Source organism: Leisingera sp. ANG1 (genome assembly GCF_000203975.2).
Classification (GTDB): Bacteria; Pseudomonadota; Alphaproteobacteria; order Rhodobacterales; family Rhodobacteraceae; genus Leisingera.
The window spans coordinates 422,105-443,729 of the sequence record NZ_AFCF02000009.1 but is presented as its reverse complement, the minus strand read 5'-3'; the positions used below and the strand labels follow the sequence as shown (position 1 = coordinate 443,729).

Annotated in this window: 17 protein-coding genes and 1 tRNA gene; 7 read left to right on the top strand and 11 right to left on the bottom strand. The window is 64.1% G+C overall.

Features of this window, described 5'->3' with window-relative positions; all coding sequences use genetic code 11:
* Positions 1-15: 15 nt before the first annotated feature.
* Complete coding sequence (locus GC1_RS18370) at positions 16-1,431, bottom strand: RtcB family protein (RefSeq protein ID WP_019297684.1); 1,416 nt, start codon at positions 1,429-1,431, stop codon at positions 16-18.
* 532 nt (positions 1,432-1,963) lie between these two features.
* On the bottom strand, positions 1,964-3,520 hold the full coding sequence (locus GC1_RS18360; RefSeq protein WP_019297685.1) for an RNA-binding protein: 1,557 nt from the start codon (positions 3,518-3,520) through the stop codon (positions 1,964-1,966).
* Positions 3,521-3,695: 175 nt separating this feature from the next.
* Between GC1_RS18360 and rtcR the strand changes: the two genes are divergently transcribed.
* Positions 3,696-5,276 (top strand): RNA repair transcriptional activator RtcR, encoded by a 1,581-nt coding sequence (gene rtcR / locus GC1_RS18355; RefSeq protein ID WP_019297686.1) that lies wholly within the window; start codon positions 3,696-3,698, stop codon positions 5,274-5,276.
* A gap of 194 nt (positions 5,277-5,470) precedes the next feature.
* Here rtcR and GC1_RS18350 read toward each other — a convergent pair.
* The 3 genes from GC1_RS18350 to paaZ all read right to left on the bottom strand — a co-directional run bounded on the left by GC1_RS18350 (position 5,471) and on the right by paaZ (position 8,655).
* Positions 5,471-5,547: transfer RNA gene (locus tag GC1_RS18350), tRNA-Met, on the bottom strand.
* 192 nt (positions 5,548-5,739) lie between these two features.
* Entirely contained in the window at positions 5,740-6,540 is an 801-nt protein-coding gene (locus GC1_RS18345; RefSeq protein WP_036762498.1) for a PaaX family transcriptional regulator C-terminal domain-containing protein, read from the bottom strand.
* Between the two features lie 84 nt (positions 6,541-6,624).
* The gene (gene paaZ / locus GC1_RS18340) at positions 6,625-8,655 is read right to left on the bottom strand and encodes a phenylacetic acid degradation bifunctional protein PaaZ (protein ID WP_029204972.1); all 2,031 of its coding nucleotides are present in this window, start codon (positions 8,653-8,655) and stop codon (positions 6,625-6,627) included.
* A 127-nt stretch (positions 8,656-8,782) separates the two neighbouring features.
* Here paaZ and paaG point away from each other — a divergent pair, with 127 nt between their 5' ends.
* The 5 genes from paaG to GC1_RS18315 all read left to right on the top strand — a co-directional run bounded on the left by paaG (position 8,783) and on the right by GC1_RS18315 (position 12,207).
* Entirely contained in the window at positions 8,783-9,568 is a 786-nt protein-coding gene (gene paaG, locus GC1_RS18335; RefSeq protein ID WP_019297689.1) for a 2-(1,2-epoxy-1,2-dihydrophenyl)acetyl-CoA isomerase PaaG, read from the top strand.
* A 2-nt stretch (positions 9,569-9,570) separates the two neighbouring features.
* A complete protein-coding gene (gene paaI, locus GC1_RS18330) occupies positions 9,571-9,996 on the top strand; it encodes a hydroxyphenylacetyl-CoA thioesterase PaaI (RefSeq protein ID WP_019297690.1) in 426 nt (141 codons plus the stop codon).
* A 15-nt stretch (positions 9,997-10,011) separates the two neighbouring features.
* A complete protein-coding gene (paaK, locus tag GC1_RS18325) occupies positions 10,012-11,322 on the top strand; it encodes a phenylacetate--CoA ligase PaaK (RefSeq protein WP_019297691.1) in 1,311 nt (436 codons plus the stop codon).
* A gap of 16 nt (positions 11,323-11,338) precedes the next feature.
* Positions 11,339-11,935: a TetR/AcrR family transcriptional regulator gene (locus GC1_RS18320; RefSeq protein ID WP_019297692.1), complete on the top strand. Its 597-nt coding sequence runs from the start codon at positions 11,339-11,341 to the stop codon at positions 11,933-11,935.
* Between the two features lie 62 nt (positions 11,936-11,997).
* Positions 11,998-12,207, top strand: coding sequence for a hypothetical protein (locus tag GC1_RS18315; RefSeq protein ID WP_019297693.1), 210 nt, complete (start codon positions 11,998-12,000; stop codon positions 12,205-12,207).
* Between the two features lie 70 nt (positions 12,208-12,277).
* Here GC1_RS18315 and GC1_RS18310 read toward each other — a convergent pair whose 3' ends face one another.
* Complete coding sequence (locus GC1_RS18310) at positions 12,278-14,359, bottom strand: OmpA family protein (RefSeq protein WP_019297694.1); 2,082 nt, start codon at positions 14,357-14,359, stop codon at positions 12,278-12,280.
* Positions 14,360-14,510: 151 nt separating this feature from the next.
* Positions 14,511-15,539 carry a tryptophan--tRNA ligase gene (gene trpS / locus GC1_RS18305; protein WP_019297695.1) on the bottom strand — a complete coding sequence of 343 codons (1,029 nt, stop codon included), beginning with the start codon at positions 15,537-15,539 and terminating at the stop codon, positions 14,511-14,513.
* Positions 15,540-15,638: 99 nt separating this feature from the next.
* Between trpS and GC1_RS18300 the strand changes: the two genes are divergently transcribed.
* A complete protein-coding gene (locus GC1_RS18300) occupies positions 15,639-16,325 on the top strand; it encodes a rhomboid family intramembrane serine protease (RefSeq protein WP_019297696.1) in 687 nt (228 codons plus the stop codon).
* A 117-nt stretch (positions 16,326-16,442) separates the two neighbouring features.
* Here GC1_RS18300 and GC1_RS18295 read toward each other — a convergent pair whose 3' ends face one another.
* From GC1_RS18295 to GC1_RS18280, 4 genes are all read right to left on the bottom strand, one after another.
* Entirely contained in the window at positions 16,443-16,640 is a 198-nt protein-coding gene (locus GC1_RS18295; protein WP_019297697.1) for a YgaP family membrane protein, read from the bottom strand.
* Between the two features lie 88 nt (positions 16,641-16,728).
* Positions 16,729-17,316 (bottom strand): Crp/Fnr family transcriptional regulator, encoded by a 588-nt coding sequence (locus tag GC1_RS18290; RefSeq protein WP_019297698.1) that lies wholly within the window; start codon positions 17,314-17,316, stop codon positions 16,729-16,731.
* Entirely contained in the window at positions 17,313-18,863 is a 1,551-nt protein-coding gene (murJ, locus tag GC1_RS18285; RefSeq protein WP_019297699.1) for a murein biosynthesis integral membrane protein MurJ, read from the bottom strand. Before murJ ends, GC1_RS18290 begins: the two co-directional genes overlap by 4 nt.
* Positions 18,860-21,601: a [protein-PII] uridylyltransferase gene (locus tag GC1_RS18280; protein WP_193386828.1), complete on the bottom strand. Its 2,742-nt coding sequence runs from the start codon at positions 21,599-21,601 to the stop codon at positions 18,860-18,862. The genes murJ and GC1_RS18280 overlap by 4 nt, the downstream gene beginning before the upstream one ends.
* Positions 21,602-21,625 lie beyond the last annotated feature (24 nt).

Sequence of the window (21,625 nt, the reverse complement as noted above, 5' to 3'; positions counted from 1 at the left end):
TGTCGGGATTAGGGCCTATCGCCGGCCTTTCTTCCGGTTCTTCCAGAACGGCGGCACATCGCCGGCCATGATGCAGCCGTAAGGGTCGATGTAGTCCTCAATTTCGGCCAGATCGTAGGATTTGATCTGATCGACAACGCTCTGCGCCTTCTTGTAGCTCGACGGCAGCTCCGAGGCGTCAACCCCGCCGGCATGAAAGCGGATGTCCAGGCCTTCGGTCTCGGCCTGCAGCATCTGTTCCGGCGTCACGGACCCCATCCGGCGCTTGTGCTCGGAGCGGGAAAAATTCCGCCCCGCGCCATGCGGGCTGAAGCCCAGGCCGCGGGCCGCATCCTTGCCGCGGGCCACCAGCACCGGTTCCGACATGTTCAGCGGAATCAGCGTGAGGCCGGTGGCATCAGCGGCGTAATCCCCCCAGGCAGGGGTCGCACCCTTGCCGTGGTAGTAGAGGTCACCGCGCTTGAAGACAAAGTTGTGTTCGTTCCAGTAGCGGTCGCCGACGTCGCCTGTCCGGGCGGCCTCCACCGTCGCCTGATGAATGGCGTTATGGTTGGCCTTGGTCCATTTGCGGATCAGTTGCAGCGCTTCCCAGTAGTCGCGGCCCTCCTGCGTGTCCGCAGGGATCCAGGCGTTCTGCTTGGCGGTTTCCGGTGACAGCTCTTTGCGGAAGCGCTCCGCCACAGCCATGCCGTTCTTGTAGAGCACGGCCCCCGGCCCGCGCGAGCCGTGATGGGTCACAATCGCGGTGCGGCCGGTCTTGCGCGAGCGGCCCACAAACAGGAAGTGGTTGCCGTCGCCCTGGGTTCCCATGTGCTCCTGCGCCATGCGCAGCGACTTGGGGTTGTCCAGAAACGGGTTTGCCCGGAACGCATCCAGCAGCTTGAGCGAGGTGGTGAACCGCTTGCCCTGCGGCCGCCCGCCGGGGCCGAAATGGGTGACCGACTGGGCGGCGTCCAGCACTGCCTTGGGGTCTGCGTTGCCCAGATCGGTGATCATAACGGAACAGCAGATGTCCGCCGAATGCATCCCAGGATGGATGGCGTTCCGCGCAGCGGCAATGCCGCCGACCGGGATTGTCCCCACCGGGCCGGCCGGGCAGGCGTCCGGCATGATGGCGCCGGCGTCGATCGTCGGGGTGCGCATCAGCTCTGTCATGGTCGCACGGACTTGGGTCACGTTGGTTTCCTCGTCCGGGTGCGCCGCGGTGATGTTTTCCTCAAACGGCACCTCGCCGCGGGCGCGCAGGCTCAGGGTGGCCGGCTGCGGCGGGATCTCGCCTTCCAGTTCCTGGCGGATGCGGACCAGGCCAAAGCCTTCGGCCCGCAGTGCGTTGGCCTTGTCCAGCAGGGCCGGGAACTGTTTGCCGGGGCGGTGGCCCCAGTCCTTCAGATGCGCCCCGGTGACAGGGTCGAAGGTCGCGTCATTGGTCATACCGTTATCTCACTCTGACAATGGCCCCGGCGACAAGGGGGAAGAAACAACCCGGAGGCCCGCCCCGCATCTGAATGGGCAGATGCGTTTTCCGTCTGGGCGCCGGCAAGGAGGGGAGTTGAACCCGCTCGGCCGTTCCGGAGGTGAAGTGCCTTGTAGTTCCTTCGGCATTCGCCGGGGCTTTCCTTTCAATTCGGGTCAGGAGGACAAAGGGGTGCGGGACATTCTAACCCCGAAGGGCGAGCCTGAATCGAACAGGCAGCACCAGATGTAGTCCCACAGGCATTCCTCCTGCATTTTATTTGGTCCCTGGCGACAAGGTGGCCGTGTTTGCGTGCAAAGCACGGCCGGGGCGAAACATTCCTGCTCTACCAGACTGAGCTACGCGCCATCACTTGATTGGCTGGCGCGGCGGGATTCGAACCCGCGACAAGGGAGTTATCAGCTCTGTAGTTCCGCCGGCATTCGCCAGGGGTATCCTTTCATTCCAGTTTCAGGCCCGGTCAGGCAGGCGATCCGCCTGACCGGTTTGTTACAATGCGATCCTTGCGATCTCGCCAACCCAATGGTCCGGGCCGGTCCGGCCTGCGGCGAAATCGGCGATCTGGCCGAATACCGCATCCGAGAAGCCGCCGATGTTCAGCACATCCCTGCGTGTCTGCGCCTGGGTGGTGCCGTAGGGCGCGATGTCGATGCAGGCCAGTTTGGCCTTGGGATTGCGAAGCTTGATCAGCTCCCATTCCTGCATCATCGCTGTGCCCTGACGTCCGCCGCGGGCATCTGCCCACGACTGGTTGTCGGAGACAAAGACCACCAGATCCGGCGCCCGGCCGCGGCTGTTCAGCCATTTCAGCGGCGCCGAACAGTTGGTCCCGCCGCCTGCCAGTGCGGCGAGCCGCTCGGCATTGGTCAGCACCGTATCGCGCGCCTGAAGCCGCACATCGCGCACTTCCAGATCGAACGGCAGCACCTGGCAGCCGCGGTTCACCCGGGCAAAGGCCGCGGCAACCAGGGCGGCCACGTCCACGTGGCGCACCACCGAAGCCGCCCCCGGGCGGTGGCCCGTTACCGGCCAGGTCATCGAGCCGGACACATCCGGGCACACCACAACCTGGCCCGCCACCTGGGGCACATTGGAGACCGCAATCTCCATCGCGTCATGCAGCGCATCCACGATCTGAGGCGGCATATCCGGCACAACGTTCTGCGCCGCCGCCATCAGCTGGTACGGGAGCACCCGTGCCCTGGCGATTGCCTTGGGTGCGCGCAGCAGGGCCGCAACGCGGTCCGCGTTCTTGCGCACCTCGAACACACCGTGGCGGTGGAAGGTGTTCAGGTTCTGCCGGACCATCTGCCACGAGCCCTGGCGGGCGATCTGCGCCCAGTGCTGCGGTGTCAGCGGCAGCTGGGTCAGCATCTGGAACGGCACATCCGGCACCGGCCCCTGGCCGGTTTCCTTGAACACCATCCAGTCCTGCACCACCTGCGGCAGCCGTGCCGCATTGCACGGCCGCCCGACGATCCAGGCGAACAGCGCCTCCCGCTCCGGGGTTGCCGGTTTCGGGTGCACCATCCGGATCACATCCGCCAGCGACGGGTTGTTGCCGATATTGGCCTGCAGCAGCGCCCGCTCGGACGCTGTGTTCAGCCAGTCCTGGACCATCGCCTTGGGCGCGGAGCCCAGCGACTTGCGCCCCGTCTGGCCGGAGCGGACGACCTGCACGAAGCTGCGCAGCATCTTGCCGTTGTCCACGACACGGCCAAAGACCGCGCGGAACAGCACCGGGTTGCGGCGCGCCAGTACCGCCAGCAGCACCGCCGGCATGTCCTTCATGTGCCCTTGGGTGCGGGCATAGACAGCGGTCCGGGCCAGGAACTCTGCCGGAACGGCTTCGGCCGCGGCGAGGGTAAACTCCAGCTCCGCCTGGGCGTTTTGGTAGAACAGGCCGCCGAAGGTGCCGGTCATGGCCGCCTGCGCCAGCGCCTGTTCGTCAGTGTGGGCGTAGGCCGGTGCGCCTGCGGCGTTTTTAGCGTCCACTTTCGGCTGCAGCCGGCCCTTCAGCGATGCAAACACGGATTTGTTTGCCATTTTCCTCGTCCTTCTCTGTTTGTGGAATTGTTTTGCCATGCGTGGAGGTGGCGATCGAGAAAATTGGGAAATCCACGTAGTGTGCTGATAATGAATGGATAATTGGATTGTTGCGGAAATAAGTCTCCGGTCATACTATCTGTAAATATAAGGATTTATCTGAATGGATAAGTGAATGCGGAATGTCGTCATCGGCTTTCTTGGAACGCAGCTCGACATGGGCAAGAAACGGCGCTGGCGCCCGACGCTGAGCCTGGTTGAACACGGCAGCTTCCGCGTGGACCGGCTGGAACTGCTGTTTGACATCAAGTTCAACCGCCTTGCCCATCAGGTGAAGCGCGAGGTCGAGGACGCGTCGCCGGGCACGGAGGTGCTGCTGCAGGAGCTGAACCTGAACGACCCCTGGGATTTTCAGGAGGTCTACGGCAAGCTGTTTGATTTCGCCCGGGGATACGGGTTTGACGAGGACCGCGAAAAATATCATGTGCATCTGACCACCGGCACCCATGTGGCGCAGATCTGCTGGTTCCTGCTGACGGAAAGCCGCCATGTGCCGGCAAGGCTTGTTCAGACCGGCCCGCCAGGTCCGGAGGACACCGCGGCAAAGTTCGACATCATCGATCTGGATCTCAGCCGCTACAACGCCCTGCAGCAGCGGTTCGACCAGCTGTCACGGGAATACAGCGATCAGCTGAAGGGCGGGATCGAGACCCGGAACCCGGCCTATAACGCCCTGATTGACCAGGTTGAACTGGTGGCGGGCAGTTCCGATGAGCCGATTCTGCTGCTGGGTGAAACCGGCACCGGCAAGAGCGAACTGGCAGAGCGCATCTATAACCTGAAGCTGGACCGCCGCCGGGTGAAAGGACGGCTGGTGCATGTCAATTGCGCGACCCTGAACGGACCTGACGCGGTTGCAACGCTGTTTGGCCAGCGCCGCAGCTACCTGGGCCAGGCCGGGTCTGAGCGCAGCGGGCTGCTGCGCGAGGCAGATGGCGGGTTGCTGTTCCTGGATGAGGTGGATGAATTGAATCTCAGCATGCAGGCCATCCTGCTGCATGCCCTGGAAACCGGGCGCTATTACCCGCTGGGGTCAGACCACGAGGTCTCAAGCCGCTTTCAGGTGATCGCGGGTGCCAGCCGTGACTTGCGCAGCCTTTCTGCCGCCGGGAAGTTCCGGTCTGATCTGCTGGCGCGGCTGAGCATGTGGCGCTTCAGCCTGCCGCCGCTGCGCGCTCGCCGGGAGGACATCGAGGCCAATCTGGCTTTTGAACTTGTGCGGTCAGAGCGGGCACTGGGAACGCAGGTCGGTTTCAACGCGGATGCACGGGAAAAATTCCTTCGCTTCGCCCAGGATCCGGCGACGCTTTGGCCGGCGAATTTCCGCGATTTCAGCGGGTCGGTCCGGCGCCTGTGCACCCTGGCGCCCCGCGGCAGGATCACCCGCGCGATGGTCGAGGGCGAAATGCTCAGGCTGCAAACGGACTGGCAGGCTTCCAGTTCCGATACCGATGTGCGGCTGGTAGAGCAGGTTTTGGGCGCAGCTGCAGCGGACATTGATCCGTTTGACATGGTTCAACTGGCCAAAGTTGTGCGTGTTTGCCGGGCATCGACAAGCCTGAGCGCGGCTGGGCGCACCCTGTTTTCAGCATCGCGGCGCAAGCGAAAGACCCAGAATGACGCCGACCGGCTGCGGAAGTACCTGCACAAATTTGGCCTGGACTGGGAGTCCTTAAGTGCGCCCGGGACGGGTTGAATTTCGGAGTGCAAGCCAAACGGCGAAACAGCGGCAGCCCGGCGCCGTGGAAGACGCTCTGCGCCGTGATCCGGTAATCGCCTGGACTGGACCGCATTCACGAACGGGGTTTTCGGGGCCGGTTGCAAGCAGGTTGAAATCAAAGGCCGCTTGGGTGCCGATGTTTCCAGCTGATCCGAATATATGGGGAAGGATGGTAGCGGAGGAGGGACTTGAACCCCCGACACGCGGATTATGATTCCGCTGCTCTAACCAACTGAGCTACTCCGCCGCTCTGTGTGGAGGCGATTTACGGAATGCCGCCAGCCGGGTCAAGCAGAAAAGCGGAAGAATCCCGGATTCTTCCGAGATTTTTATGACCTCTTGCATTAGCATAGAAAATTCAACTGCTTACAAGTTCACTTGCCTGGTTGCGGCCGGTCACTGACGCTGTCGCGGCGCGGGCGGGTCAGTGGCGGCTTGGTTATTCGGACAGGCCGTCGAGGGCCGTCAGATCCGGCCGCGGCAGCTGGTCCAGCAGGGAAAACACCAGTCCGCGGCAGGATTCACCGGTCCAGTCCGCAGGGTGGAAGCCCGGCGGCAGGTCCGGGTGGCGCAGCACCACGCGGCGCCAGCGGTGCACAATCAGAGTTCTCAGGGTGCCGGTCTGCGCAGGTGTCAGGCCCGTGGGCGGCGAAGAGATTTTTTGCAGGTCCTGCTGCAGGGCTGCGCAGGCATCGCACAGGTGATCCGGAAACAGGCGTGTCTTGAGCCAGTCCGGCACCGCGATGGAGCTGACGCCGGCTGCAAGCAGGTCATCCAGGCTTCGCGGCATCGGGCCGCGGCCCAGGGCGGTTGTGCGGTTCACGGCCACATAGCTGGGCAGCAGCAGCACCTCATCCAAGGTGGCCTGGCCGGCACCGTCCTCGGCGATCAGCAGGTGCCATTCACCCGGGGCTGCGGCGTTGCGTTCATAGATCCGCGGGGTGACGGCTGCGGATTGGTTGCGGCCGTATTCCGTCAGGTAATGCACCGAGGCGCGGCCTGCGCGCTCGCTTTCGATCCAGCCGTCCTTGCGCAGCCGGTGCAAGGCTACCCGGATCGCCTCGGGCTTGATCCCCATCGGGGTGATGATGCGGGTGAGCGCACCGCCGCTGATCTGGGCGCCCTTGTCCTGCGCCAGATCGCCGAACAGCGACACGATGACCGACCAGACCCGCTGGTTCTGCGGGTCGTTCAGCTGTTGGACGGCGGCGTCAAACCAGGGGTTATGCTGTTCGTTCATGGGGATAAACATAGTTCGCCCGGACTGGTTAGACCAGTCCGGGCGTGCGGCAGCGTTACCGCTGCCTACCACTTTTGCACAAGCTCAGAAGGCGTTCATGGTCAGCAGTTCATACTCTGCCGCGATCTCGCCGTCCTGGTTGGTGAGGGTGACGTGCCAGCGCACCTCGCCGTATTCCTCGTTGCGGGGCGTCTTCTTTTTGACCGTGAGGCGGACCTTGATGCTTTCGCCCGCCGAAATCGGTTTCATGAAGCGCAGGTTGTCGAGGCCGGTGTTGGCCAGAACCGGGCCCTCGTCCGGCTGCACGAACATGCCCGCGGCAAAGGACAGGAGCAGGTAGCCATGGGCGACACGGCCCGGGAAGAACGGGTTCCGTTTGGCCGCTTCGTCGTCCATGTGGGCATAGAAGGTGTCGCCGGTGAAATGGGCGAAGGTCTCGATATCCTCCAGCGTGACGGTGCGCGGGGCGGTGTGCAGGGTCTCGCCGATGGACAGCTCGCCGAACTTGCGGGTGAAGGGGTGTGCCGGGCCTTCGATCTCGGTGCCGCCGGGGACCCATTTCTCGCCAATCGCGGACAGGATGTCGGGCGAGCCCTGGATGGCGGTGCGCTGCATGTAGTGTTTGACGCCGCGCACGCCGCCCATCTCCTCGCCGCCGCCGGCGCGGCCCGGGCCGCCATGCACCATGTGGGGCAAGGGGGAGCCGTGGCCGGTCGATTCCTTCATCGAGTCGCGGTTGTTGAAGTAGAGGCGGCCGTGGTAGGCGCCGGCACCGATGGCGACTTCGCGGGCGGTGGCGGGGTCATGGGTGATGACCGAGGCCACCAGCGAGCCCTGGCCGCGGTTGGCCAGATCAATGGCGTGGCCCAGGTCGCGGTAGCCCATGATGGTGGAGACGGGGCCGAAGGCCTCGGTATCGTGCACGCGCTGTGCGTTGTCCGGATCGGCGCAGTGGAACAGCATCGGCGGCACAAAGGCGCCTTTTTCGGCGTCGGCGCCATCGACGGAGAAGTTTTCCGGGTCGCCAAAGACGCGCTCTGCTTCCTGACCGATGATCGCGGCCTTCTCCAGCACGTCGCGTTTCTGGCTGCCCGAGACCAGCGCGCCCATGCGGGTGGTTTCCAGGCGCGGGTCGCCGATCTGGGTTTTAGACAGGCGGGCGGACAGTGCCTCGATCACTGCGTCCACCTGTGCCTGCGGTGCGATGATGCGGCGGATGGCGGTGCATTTCTGGCCCGCCTTGGTGGTCATCTCGCGGCTGACTTCCTTGACGAACAGGTCAAACTCCGGCGTGCCGGGCTGCGCGTCGGGGCCGAGGATCGAGGCGTTGAGGCTGTCCTGTTCGGCAACGAAACGGACCGAGTTTTCCAGGATCACCGGGTTGGCGCGCAGTTTCAGCGCGGTGCTGGCGGAGCCGGTGAAGCTGACCACGTCCTGCATGTTCAGATGATCCAGCATGTCGCCGAGGCCGCCGGAGACCAGCTGCAGCGCGCCCTCGGGCAGGATGCCTGACTCCAGCATCAGTTTCACTGCCAGTTCGGTCACATAGCAGCTGTTGGTGGCCGGTTTCACGATGGCCGGTACGCCTGCCAGCAGGGTGGGGGCGAGTTTTTCCAGCATGCCCCAGACCGGGAAGTTGAAGGCGTTGATGTGCACCGCAACGCCGCGAAGTGGGGTGCAGATGTGCTGGCCCAGGAAGGTGCCGTTGCGGGAGAGCTGTTCCACATCGCCGTCAAGGTAGACATGGGCATCCGGCATTTCGCGGCGGCCCTTGGAGGCAAAGACAAACATGGTGCCGATGCCGCCGTCGATGTCGATCATGTGGTCGGACTGGGTGGCGCCGGTGTTGAACGACAGATCATAAAGCGCCTGCTTGTGCTGGTTCAGGTGGCTTGCCAGCGCCTTCAGCATCCGGGCGCGGTCGTGGAAGGTCAACTTCCGCAAGTTGACGCCGCCAACGGTGCGGGCGTAGTCGAGCATTGCTTGCACGTCGAGCGCGTCGTTGCCGGCGCTGGCGATCACCTCGCCGGTGATGGCGCTGGCGATGTTGCGGGCACCTGCGCCCGGTGCGACCCATTGACCCGCTGCAAAGCTGGAAATCTCTAGAAGGCTCATCATGTCGTCCTTTTCATCAGGCCGGCGCGGGGCCGGCTGGCTGGAATCCGATGCTGAGATATATTGACCGTCCGGTCGGTTTATGCAAGAAGTTTGTCAAATGCACCGCTGACAGGGTGAGGGAGCGATGAGCGATACGATTCTGGTTGAGGACCACGGCACCTGGGTGGAGATCACCCTGAACCGCCCGGACCGGCTGAACAGTTTCAACGAGGAGATGCACAACGCCTTGCGCGCCGCGCTGGAGGCCGCCCGCGACGGCGGCGCCCGCGCGGTGCTGCTGACCGGCGCCGGGCGCGGCTTTTGCGCCGGCCAGGATCTGGGCGACCGCGACCCGCGCAAGATGGACGGGCCGCCGGACCTGAGCCAGACGGTGCGCAAATTCTACGCGCCGCTGGTGCGGCTGATCCGCGAATTGAACTTCCCGGTGATCTGCGCGGTGAACGGTGTGGCCGCAGGGGCGGGTGCCAATCTGGCGCTGGCCTGCGACATGGTGCTGGCGTCGGAAAGCGCCAAGTTCATCCAGTCGTTTTCCAAGGTTGGCCTGATCCCGGACACCGGCGGCAGCTGGCATCTGCCGCGGCTTCTGGGTGAGGCCCGCGCCAAGGGGCTGGCGCTGACCGCAGAGCCGCTGCCCGCGAAGAAGGCCGAGGACTGGGGCCTGATCTGGAAGGCGCTGCCGGATGACGAACTGATGGCAGAGGCGCGTGCGATGGCTGAGAGATTCGCCAACGGCCCGACGCTGGGTCTGGGGCTGACCAAACAGTGCATCCAAGCCGCGGCGGTCAACACGCTGTCCGACCAGCTGGAGATCGAGGCGGACGCGATGAAGACCTGCGGCGAAAGCGCGGACTACGCCGAGGGCGTGGCCAGCTTTCTGGAAAAGCGCGCCCCCGCGTTCAAGGGCAAGTGACCATGACCCCGAAAGAACGCGCCCAGAAATCCGCCGCCGCTATGTGGGCGGACGACCACGCGTCCAAATGGGCGGGGATGGAGATCACCCATGTGGACGAGGGTGAGGCCACGCTGGAGCTGACCATCGCCCAGCACCACTGCAACGGGCATGGCATCTGCCATGGCGGTGTGACCTTCATGCTGGCCGACAGCGCCTTTGCCTTTGCCTGCAACAGCCGCAATCAGGCCACCGTGGCGCAGCACAATGTGATCAGTTTCACCGCGCCGGGACGGCTGGGCGACAAGCTGATTGCCACGGCCCGCGAGATTTCCCTGACCGGGCGCAGCGGTATTTACGACGTGACAGTGACCAACCAGGACGGCCAGCAGATTGCCGAGTTCCGGGGATTCTCCCGGGCGGTCAAAGGCCAGTTGTTTGAAGAATAAGGTGTGGAGGACGCCATGGAAGACCTGAGCCCCAAGAAGGGTGAACTGGACCCGATCGAGATTGCCTCGATCGACGAAATCCGCAGCCTGCAGCTGGAGCGGCTGAAGTGGTCGCTGCGCCACGCCTATGACAACGTGCCGATGTACAAGCAGCGGTTCGACGAGGCAGGTGTGCATCCGAACGACCTGCAGGAGTTGAAGGATCTGGCCAAGTTCCCCTTCACCTACAAGAATGACCTGCGGGACAATTACCCCTTTGGCCTGTTTGCGGTGCCGCGCAGTGAAATCATCCGTCTGCACGCGTCCTCCGGCACCACCGGCAAGCCGACGGTGGTGGGTTACACTGCCAATGATATTTCGAACTGGGCGGATCTGGTGGCGCGGTCCCTGCGGGCATCTGGCCTGCGCAAGGGCGACATGGTGCATAACGCCTATGGCTATGGTCTGTTCACCGGCGGCCTCGGCGCGCACTACGGGATCGAACGGCTGGGGGCGACTGTCGTTCCGATGTCGGGCGGCCAGACCGAGAAGCAGGTTGGCCTGATCACCGACTTCAAACCCGACGGTATCATGGTGACGCCGTCCTACATGCTCAACATCCTGGAGCAGTACCACAAGGTCGGCATGGACCCGCGCGAGTGCTCGCTGAAGGTGGGCGTCTTTGGCGCCGAACCCTGGACCGACGCGATGCGCAAGGAAGTTGAAGACGCCTTTGACATGCATGCGGTCGATATCTACGGCCTGTCCGAGATTATGGGGCCGGGTGTCGCCAACGAATGCGTTGAGACCAAGGACGGCCCGGTGATCTGGGAGGACCACTTCCTGCCGGAGATCATCGACCCGCAGACCGGCGAAGTGCTGCCGGACGGGGAGCTGGGCGAGCTGGTGTTCACCACGCTGACCAAGGAAGGCCTGCCGATGGTCCGCTACCGCACCCGCGACCTGACACGCCTGCTGCCGGGCACCGCGCGCTCGATGCGGCGGATGGAGAAGATCACCGGCCGCAGCGACGACATGATCATCCTGCGCGGTGTCAACGTCTTCCCCAGCCAGGTGGAGGAGCAGCTGCTGGCGACCGGGGGCCTCGCGCCTTACTATCAGATCGAGCTGTACAAATCCGGCCGCATGGACGCGATGCGGGTGTTTGTGGAGGCCAATCCGGATGCCACTGACGAGTTGAGCAAAACCGCAGCGGCGCGGATGCTGACCAAGCGGATCAAGGATATGGTTGGCGTTTCAACCGAGATCATTGTAGGCGACCCAGGGTCCGTCGAGCGCAGCCAGGGCAAGGCCAAGCGCGTCGTCGACAACCGCAGCAAGACCTGACCCGGGAGAGTGAGCCTTGGCCCGCACGATCGCAAAAGACCACGATGAGAAACGCGCGCAGATCCTGAAGTCGGCAGCCAAGGTGTTTGCCGAGTCCGGCTACGACCGGGCCTCAATGACCCAGCTGGCGCGCGAGTGCGGGATCTCCAAGGCGAACATCTACCACTATTACGACAGCAAGGATGCCGTGCTCTACGGCCTCCTTGATACCTACCTTTGCGAGCTGCGCGACCGGGTCTGCGGGGTGGATCTGGCGGGGCTTGGTGCCGAGGACCGGCTGCGCCGCATCGTGTCGGAAATCATGCTGGCCTATCAGGGCGCCGACCATGAGCATCAGGTGCAGCTGGGCGCGATGGGGGCGCTGCCGGAGGTGCAGCAGAAGCATCTGCGCGGCTACCAGCGCGAGATGGTTCAGTTCATGAGCGATGCGCTAAAGGATGTGGCACCGGAGATTTTCAACGGTGACGCGGCCAAGCTGCGCGGCGCCACGATGTCCGTCTTTGGCATGCTGAACTGGTATTACATGTGGAATTCCGGCGCCGGATCAAAGGCGCGCGAGGATTATGCGGGGCTGGTCGCAGACCTGACGCTGAGCGGGGTCAAGGGGCTCTGACAGCGGCGCGGTTTGGTGTTTGGTTGTTTCTGCGCTAGCCTGTCCGGATACCGGAGGGTGCCATGCAGAAACCTGAGAACTTCGAGAATTTCTATTTCAAGAAGGTTGGACTGGGCGAGGCCTGCGGCTGCGCCGAGCGGGCCATCGATATGTATGAGTTCGACCGTACGGCAGGGAAGCCGAAGGCGGCCAGCGGCAGGCGCCGGTTCAGCTGGAAGGGGTTTGCGCTGAAATACGGGCTGCTGTCGCGGAAGAAGACACCGGCAGAGTAACAGTGAAACACCCGGCAGTTCGTGCCCGCCGGGTGTTGTTTCTTTTCAGATATGGCTGGTTTCAGGCCTGTCAGCCCGGGTTGCCCAGCAGCTGGGTGATGCGGCGCACCGCGACGCGGCGGTTGGCGCGTTCGGCTGCCAGGGTGCTGACCGCCAGGTCGCTCTCGCCGTAGCCCTGCACCACCATGTTTTCCGGTGCCACGCCGAAATACTCCGTCAGCGCCAGCGCCACGGTTTCGGCGCGCCGGTCCGACAGGGCCAGGTTATAGGTCGCGGCGCCCACGGCGTCGGTATGGCCCTCGATCAGGAACACCTCGCCCGGGTTGCGGTCGATCAGCTCGCGCAGCGCGTTGCCCAACGTTGCCAGTTCTTCAGCCTCTTGCGGGCGGATCACCGAGGAGCCGGTGTCGAAGTTGACCGAATCCACGTTGATCACCGGCGTCAGGCGGCGCACCGCGTCGATGTTGCGGATCTGCGCCAGCGAGAAGCGGCGGTCCACCGTCTTGGCTTCCTGTGCGGCCAGCGCCGCGGCCAGGTCCTCTGCCGATACCGCGCCGGTGCTGGAGAAGGCGCGGCGGTTGTCCTGCACCTGCGGCAGCTCGTTGACCACCACGCGCTCGGCCTTTTGGGTGTCGTCGAACAGCACCACGCTGCGCCCGTCCGGCAGCAGTTTGGTGCGGCGCAGCACCCGGCCTTCGGCGGAGCGGATGGTTTCCACTTCAACCCCGTTCTCGCGCACCACCACGGTGCGGGTGGAGCCGTCCTGGAAGCGGTAGGTGGTCACGTTGGAGCCCGGCTGGCGCAGCAGCGCGTCATCGTCTTTCAGGACGCGGTACTGGCCGTCCTGTTCGACGATGGCGCGGTCGCCGGAGTTGGACACGACCTTGCCGCCGTTGTTGAGCAAGGTGCCGATCGCCAGCGCGCCTAGGCCAAGCAGGGCGTTGCGCTCGCGGGTCGACAGGCCGCTGTCCTCCTCAGTGGCGGCATTGGTCTGCGGGGCAGGTGCTTGGGCTTCCGCCTGGGCGTTTTCATTGACGCCGGTTTCGAATTCCTCGTCAGAGCTGCGCGCGGTCTCTTCGGTGACCACTTCTTCGGTCACTTCTGCCTCACCTTCGGCAGCAGCGCCGTCTGCGGCTGCCGCGGCGGCGGCAGCAGGTTCGCTGGTTTCCTCGGCCAGGGCATCAGCCTGGGCCTGACTGTCCTGTTCAACCAGTTCAGGATTGTCAGTTTCTTCAGTCGTTTCGCCTTGTGACTGGGCAAGGTCCGCAGCGATTTCCTCGGCGCTGGCGCTGGCGCTGGCGCCTGCGGATGCCTCGCCGCTGCTATCAGCCTGGGGGGCAGTTTGAACCTCTGCCTCTGCCTGTGCTTCGGCTTCAGCCTGAGCCTCTGCTTGGGCTTGTTCCTCAGCTGCGGCCTGTGCCGCCGCTTCTGCTTGAGCCTGTTCTGTTGCAGCTTGTTCTGCAGCGGCCGCCTGGTCTTCTGCCGCAGCCTGCGCAGCTGCTTCCGCCTGAGCTTCAGCCGCGGCTTGTGCTTCTGCTGCAGCTTGAGCTTCGGCCTCGGCTTGCGCTTGTTGCTCAGCTGCAGCCTGCGCTTCAGCTTCTTCTTGTGCCAAAGCCTCTGCCAGTGCCTGCGCTTCGGCTTCAGCCTGAGCTTCGGCCTCTACTTGCGCTTCAGCCTCTGCTGGCTGTTCCTGCGCGTCCTGCTGCCCGGCGGTTTCCGCTGCAGCTTCAGCCTGGGGCTGATCTTCGCTGCCGGTTTCGCTCTGGGCTTCCGCTACAGCTTCTGCCTGCGCCCCGGCTCCCTGTTCCGCCGTCGCTGTGACCTCTGTCTCCGCAGCACCGATGCCTGCCAGAACACTGGCGGATTGGAGGTCTGCGGGCAGGGCGGGGTCAAATGCGCCTTCGCCATAGGCCTGACAGAAACTTGCGACCTTGCCGTTCTTTTGTTCGATTTCTTCACCGGCTTCCAGCTTCTTCTGCCGCCGTTCGGCCCGCTTGCGGCAGCGGTCCACCAGATCGCCGATTTCTGCAGCGGACATCTGGCGGAGGTCAATCTGCTTGCCGCCCTGGTTCTGCGACAGGGCGGGCAGCGGGGCCGCCAGCGAGATCATCACTGCCAGCGCCGTGGATGATTTGAAAATTCCCGGTTTCATTACGGTTCCTTTCTTGTTCCGGCACATGGCCGCACAAGGATAACGGATAAACACCGGGTTAGTTGCGCATCGCGGGGCAAAAAGAAAAGCCGCCCCGGGCTGGGGCGGCTTGGATCAGGCTGTTTTCCGCTGGCGGATGCCGTGGTGGGCGTTAGATCGCCGGCGGAGGCACCATGCCGATGATGTCATAAGTCTGGCGCAGGATCGGTGCGGTGATCGCGCGGGCGCGTTCGGCGCCGCGGGCCAGGATCTTGTCGATCTCGTCCTGCTGCTGCATCAGCCGTGCCATCTCAGTGGAGATCGGCGCCAGCTTGGAAACCGCAAGATCCGCCAGCATCGGTTTGAATTCCGAGAATTGGCGGCCGCCCACATCAGCCAGAACCTGCTCCACGGTCTGCTCGTTCAGGGCCGCGTAGATGTTCACAAGGTTGCGGGCCTCGGGGCGGTCTTCCAGGCCTTTGACTTCAGAGGGCAGCGCCTCGGGGTCGGTTTTGGCCTTGCGGATTTTCTTGGCGATGGCGTCGGTATCATCGGTCAGGTTGATGCGGCTGGCATCCGAGGGATCGGATTTCGACATCTTCTTGGAGCCGTCACGCAGGGACATGACGCGGGTGGCCGCGCCTTCGATCACCGGCTCTGTCTCCGGGAAGAAGTTGACGCCGTAGTCGTGGTTGAACTTGATCGCGATGTCGCGGGTCAGCTCCAGGTGCTGCTTCTGGTCCTCGCCCACCGGCACATGGGTGGCGTGGTAGACCAGGATGTCGGCGGCCATCAGGGCCGGGTAGGCAAACAGGCCCAGCGAGGCGTTCTGCTGGTTCTTGCCCGCCTTGTCTTTCCACTGGGTCATCCGCTGCATCCAGCCCATGCGGGCGACGCAGTTGAACACCCAGGCCAGCTGCGCGTGCTCGGGCACCTGGGACTGGTTGATCAGGATCGAATCCTCGGGGTCGATGCCCGCGGCGATGAAACCGGCGCAGAGCTCGCGGGTGGATTTCTTGAGATCCGCAGGATCCTGCCAGACGGTGATCGCATGCAGGTCGACCATGCAGTAAATGGTCTCAACGTCCTTGGCCTGCCAGTCGACGAAGCGCTTCAATGCACCGAGGTAATTCCCCAAGTGCAGGTTGCCCGAAGGCTGGATCCCCGAAAACACGCGCGGGGTGAAGCTGGTTTCGCTCATCGCGGAAACTCCCGTCTGGAATTATGCACCATCGTCGCTTACCCATGGGGCCAGGATAGGTCAACAGGCGCGGGGAAATCCGTGCCGCAAGGAGCCAGAATGAGCAGCCAGCCCCATAATGCCCCCGTCAACCCGCTGCCCGCCGCCGTGGTGGCGCTGGTGCTGATCGTCATCGGCATCGAGGCGGTGTTTTCGCTGGGTGCGCGCGGCATCATCGGCGGCCCGGAGGCGATCGGCTGGCGGCTGGAGGCGGTGCAGTCCTATGCGTTTTCCAGCGATATCTTCTGGTGGATGCAGGAAAGCGGGCGCTGGGTGCCGGAGCATCTGATGCGGTTCCTGTCCTATATTTTCGTGCATGGCGCCTTTACCCACGCGCTGTTCGTCTGCGTTTTTGTGCTGGCGATGGGCAAGATGGTGGGTGAGGTGATGGGCGATCTGGCGATGGTTATCATCTTCCTGCTGTCCGGTGCCGGCGGCGCGCTGGGCTATGCGCTGCTGGTCAGCTCACCGGTACCGCTGGTGGGCGGGTTTCCGGCGGTTTACGGGCTGATCGGGGCGTTCACGTTTCTGCTGTGGCGCTCGCTGGCGTCGGTCGGGGCGCAGCAGAGTCGGGCGTTTTCGCTGATCGCCTTTCTGATGGGGGCGCAGCTGCTGTTTGGTTTGCTTTTTGGCGGCCAGAAGGACTGGGTGGCGGATCTGGCAGGTTTTGCCACCGGCTTTGGCCTGTCGTTTTTCCTGGCGCCGGGCGGCTGGGCGAGGATCAGGAACCGCATCCGCCACGATTGAAGCCGGGTTGCTCCCGCCCGCTGGTGACGCCCCTGCCGGGGCATCGCCAGCCCTTGGGCCGGGCCGCGCTGACGCGCGGCGGACAAGCCGCACCTGATCCGGGGTTTGCCGGAAAGGTCAGCCCTGCTTTTTCAGCGGGCAGGTGCTGAGGCCGATCATCTGATAGAGCGGGCAGTAACCCATCAGGCCGGTCGCCAGCGGCACCAGGCCAATAAGGCCCCACAGGGTTTGCGGGCCGATGAACACCAGCGACAGCAGGATCAGGCCAAGAATGATGCGCAGGGCGCGGTCGAGGGTGCCTTCGTTACGGGGCATTGCGTGGTCCTTTCGAACTCAGGTTGGAAATTCTGAGCCTATTTTAGACCGCGGCGGCACTGGCTGTCGGTGACAGTGTCACCAAAGCTCAAGTTTCATCCTGAGCCACCCGCTCCAGCCCGGTGCGGTCCAGGACCCGCAGGTGGCCGCGCTGTGTTTCCACCAGGCCGAGGCGGGCAAACTCGCGCAGCCGGCGGCTGACAAAGGCACGGCCGGAGGCGGTTTCGGCCGCCAGCGCGTCATGGGTGATGCGGATATCGTCGCCTGTCTGTGCCAGACGCAGAAGCGCGCGGGCAAGCCGTGCGTCAAATCCGGTGAGCGCGACGTCCTCCACCAGCTGTTCGTAATCGGCAAAGCGGCGGGCAACGGCTGTCAGAACATCGCTGCGGAACACTCCGTCCTCCGACATCGCCAGACGGAAAGCGGCATGCGGGATCACCTCACCCTCCAGTGCGGTCTCGGCCACGCCCTCCGCGGCATAGCTGCGGCCGTCGGTGAGGCAGGCAAAAGTCTGCAGGCAGACATCACCGGGGCCTACGCGGTACAGCACGACTTCACGCCCGTTGGCGGCCGTCAGGGTGACCTTGATGCGGCCGGAGGTGAGGCGGACAAAGCCCGGGCAGTCTTGCCCGGGGCGGAACAGCACGGTGCCGGCGGCGCAGGAGAGGCGGCTCATGCCTGTTTCCGCCGGCTGAGGGCGCTGCGGAACTCCGACAGGCGGAAGGCGCCGATGGCCTGACCCGTGGCGAAGTAGACCGCGCCGCCCAGGACAACCAGGCCCAGCAGCGACAGGTAGCGCCAGTAGTCCAGCGTGAACAGCCAGCCGGCGGAGGCGGCCACGGCATAGAGCACCGCGCCCATCGCTGCCGAGGCCGCAAGAATACGCCAGGCGCGGTGGCGGAAGCGGGCGTCGAAACGGGCTTCGTCTCCCATGCCGCGGGCGCCGAGCGCCAGCAATGCCACCATCACCCAGCCGGCGGCAGAGGCGGCAATGGCAGGCGCGATCCAGCCCAGCACCGGTTTCAGGCCAAAGGCCAGAGCGGCGTTCACGGCCATCGCCACCAGCGCGTAGCGGAACGGGGTTCTGGTGTCCTCGCGTGCGAAATAGAGCGGCTGCAGCACCTTTTGCAGCATGAAGGCCGGCAGGCCAGCGCCATAGATGGCGACGGCCACGGCAATCGCCGCGACGTCTTCGGGGCCGGTTGCACCCCGCTCATACAGAACGGAGACCAGCGGAACTGGCACGGTCATGAAGGCAACAGCCGAAGGAACTGCCAGCAGCAGTGAAAACTCTCCGGCGCGGGACAGGGCGTCCTGGGACCCGGCGCTGTCACCGGCGCGCAGGCGGCGGGACAGGGCTGGCAGCAGAACGATGCCGACGGCGATGCCCACGACCCCCAACGGCAGCTGATACAGGCGGTCGGCAATGAACAGCCAGCTGGCGGCCTTTTCAATGTCCGAGGCCACATACTGCCCGACAACCAGGTTGATCTGAGTGACTCCCATGGCCAGCGCGGCCGGAACCGCCACACGCACCAGGGCACGCATATCAGCATTCCAGCGCGGCAGGCCGGGGCGCAGAGGGATGCCGGCCTTTTCAGCCGCGGCCCAGACGAGTGCCAGCTGGGCCACGCCGGCAACCGGGATTGTCCAGACCAGCCAGACAATCACATCGCCGCCCAGGACCGCCCCGGCTGCCATCGCAGAGCAGGCAAAGATATTGAGCAGCACCGGCGCAGCGGCGGCAGCCGCAAACCGTCCGGTGGCGTTCAGCACGCCAGAAAACAGTGCCGCCAAAGACATAAACAGGATGTAGGGAAAGACGATGTAGCCGTATCCCACGGCCATATCGAACCGTGCATCGCCCACGAAGCCGCCTGCCGTCAGCCAGACCAGTCCCGGCATGAACACCATGCCAAGACCGACCAGTGCCAGCACCGCTGCCGCCAGGAGGTTGAAGGCTTGCTGGGCAAAGGCGGTTGCGTTCTCATCCGCCTCGTAGCGTTTCGAAAATGCCGGCACAAAGGCTGCGTTGAAAGCACCCTCGGCGAAGAAGCGGCGGAACAGGTTGGGCAGGCGGAAAGCGACGATGAAAGCGTCCAGCACCGGCCCCGGACCGATGAAGGCGGCAATCAGGATTTCGCGGGCAAAGCCCAGCACACGGCTTGCCAGCGTCCAGAACCCAACGGTCAGGAAGCCCGACAGCAATTTGATCGGTTTCATGTATCCGCCCGTTTTGCACCCTCGGCAATCGCCGCGCGCAGTTTCTTTTCCAGCGTCCGCTGCTTGGAGTCCGCGTAGTATTTCAAGCCGAACATGTCCTTGACATAGAAGGCATCCACCACCTGCTCGCCATAGGTCGCAATCACCGCATTGGCAATATAGACATTGGCGGAGGCCAGGGTGCGGGCGAGGTCATAGAGCAGGCCGGGCCGGTCACGGGTATCGACCTCGATGATGGTGTAGATTTCCGAGCCTTCGTTATCGAAAGTGATATGGGTCGGCACCTTGAAGGCGCGTTCGCGCTTCTTGATCTTGTCGCGGGATTTCAGGGCATCGCGGGTGATCACCTCGCCCTTCAGGGTCTTTTCGATCATCTGCTTGAGCCGGTGCAGGCGGATCGGATCGAAGGGGTGGCCTTCGCTGTCCTGAATCCAAAAGGCATCGGTCACATAGCCGTCCTTGGTGGTGTAGGAGCGCGCATCAACCACATTGGCCCCGACCAGCGCCAGGGCGCCGGCGATGCGGGCGAAGATGCCAGGGTGGTCCTCCATCACGAAACAGGCGCGGGTGGCATCGCGGTCCTCATCCGGGTAGAGCCGGATCATCACCTCGCCCGGGTCGCCCTTGGCGGTGTAATCGCGCAGCATCTCGGCAAAATCCACATGGGCGGTCACATGAAGCCCGTGCCAGTATGGCGGATAGTGGCGGGCGGTTTCGGTCTTGAGATCGGCCTTGGACCAGTCCGGCAGCGCCTCGCGCAGGGCCTTCTTGGCGGAGACGCCGCGGTGTTCGCGGTTCAGGGCCTCCATGCCGCCCTCCAGCGCCGCGCGGGTCTGGCCGTAGAGCGCGCGCAGCAGCGCCGCCTTCCAGTTGTTCCAGGTGTCCGGACCGACGCCGCGGATATCGCAGACGGTCAGCAACAGCAGCAGGTCGAGCCGTTTCACTGTCTGCACTGCCTTGGCGAAATCGCGCACCGTGCGCGGGTCGGCGATGTCGCGCTTCTGCGCCATGTCGGACATTAGAAGGTGATAGCGCACCAGCCATTCCACGGTTTCGCATTCCGAAGGCTTCAATCCTAGCCGCGGTGCGACCTTGCGGGCGATCTGCGCGCCCAGGATCGAATGGTCCTGCTCACGCCCCTTGCCGATGTCGTGCAGCAGCATCGCCACCATCAGCACCTTGCGGTTGAGACCCTTGCGCAGGATTTCCGACGACAGCGGCAGCTCGTCTTCCAATTCGCCGCGTTCAATGGCGGCAAAGTTGGCGATCACCTGAATGGTGTGCTCATCCACCGTGTAGGAGTGATACATGTTGAATTGCATCATCGCCACGATGGGTTCGAATTCCGGCAGGAATGCTGACAGCACCCCCAGTTCGTTCATCCGCCTGAGCGCGCGTTCGGAATTGCCGTGTTTCAGCAGCAGGTCCAGGAAGAGCTTCCGCGCTTCCTTGTCGTTGCGCATGCCGTCGTCGATCAGGTGCAGGTTGGCGGTCACCAGCCGCATCGCGTCCGGGTGGATCAGCATGCCGGTGCGCAGGGCTTCCTCGAACAGCCGCAAGAGGTTGAGCCGGTCTTCGAGGAAGGCCTTGGGGTCGATCACGTCCAGCCGGTTGTTCACCACCTTGTAGCCGGGCTTGATACGCGGGCGGCGGCGGAAAATCCGCTCCAGGAGCGGTGCGTTCTTTTGCTGGCTGGCCTCCAGCTTGGTCAGGAAGATGCGGGTCAGGTCGCCGACGCGGGTGGCGTGGCGGAAATACTCTTGCATGAAAACTTCGACGCCGCGGCGGCCCGCCTTGTCCTCGTAACCCATGCGGCTGGCCACCTCGACCTGCAGGTCAAAGGTCAGCTGTTCGGTGGCGCGCCCCGTTGCCAGATGCAGGTGTGACCGCACCGCCCACAGGAAGGTTGCCGCCTTGGCGAACAATTCCATCTCCTCCGGGCGGAACAGGCCCAGCGGCACTAGATCTTCGGCATCCTTAACCTGGTAGAGGTATTTGGCAATCCAGAACAGCGACTGCAGGTCGCGCAGGCCGCCCTTGCCCTCTTTCACGTTGGGCTCAACCATGTAGCGCTGGCCCTGCTTCAGATGGCGGGCGTCGCGTTCGGCCAGCTTTGCCTCGACAAACTCCGGTGCATCCTGGGAGAACAGCTCCTTTTTCAGGCGCTTGTCCAGCTCTTTAGCCAGCGGCGCATGGCCGGCCAGAAGCCGGTGTTCCAGCATCGCAGTGCGAATGGTGTAATCCTCGCCGCCCAGGCGGATGCAGTCCTTGATGGTGCGGCTGGCGTGGCCAACTTTGAGCCGCAGATCCCACAGGATGTAGAGCATGGATTCAATCACGCTCTCCGCCCAGGCGGTGATCTTGTAGGGAGTTAGAAACAGCAGATCGACATCAGAGGCCGGCGCCATTTCCCCCCGGCCGTAGCCGCCAACCGCCATCACGGCGATCCGTTCGCCCCGGGTCGGGGTCGCCAGCGGATGCAGCAGCTCGCTGGCCACATAGAGCGCTGTGGTCACCAGCCCGTCGGTCAGGAAAGTGTAGGAACGGGTGAGTTCGCGCGCGGCAAAGGGTTTGTCCGCGAAGGCTTCGGCAATGACCGCGCGGCCAGCCTTGTTTGCGGCCTTCAGGATTTTCACTGTTTCCCCGCGCAGGGCCGCGGGTGCAGTGTCCTCTGCCAGCGCCTTGATCTGCGCCCGGATGCCGATGGCATCAAAGATGTCCGCGGGTCCGCAGATCAGCGGACCCAGCGGTTCCGGCAGGCC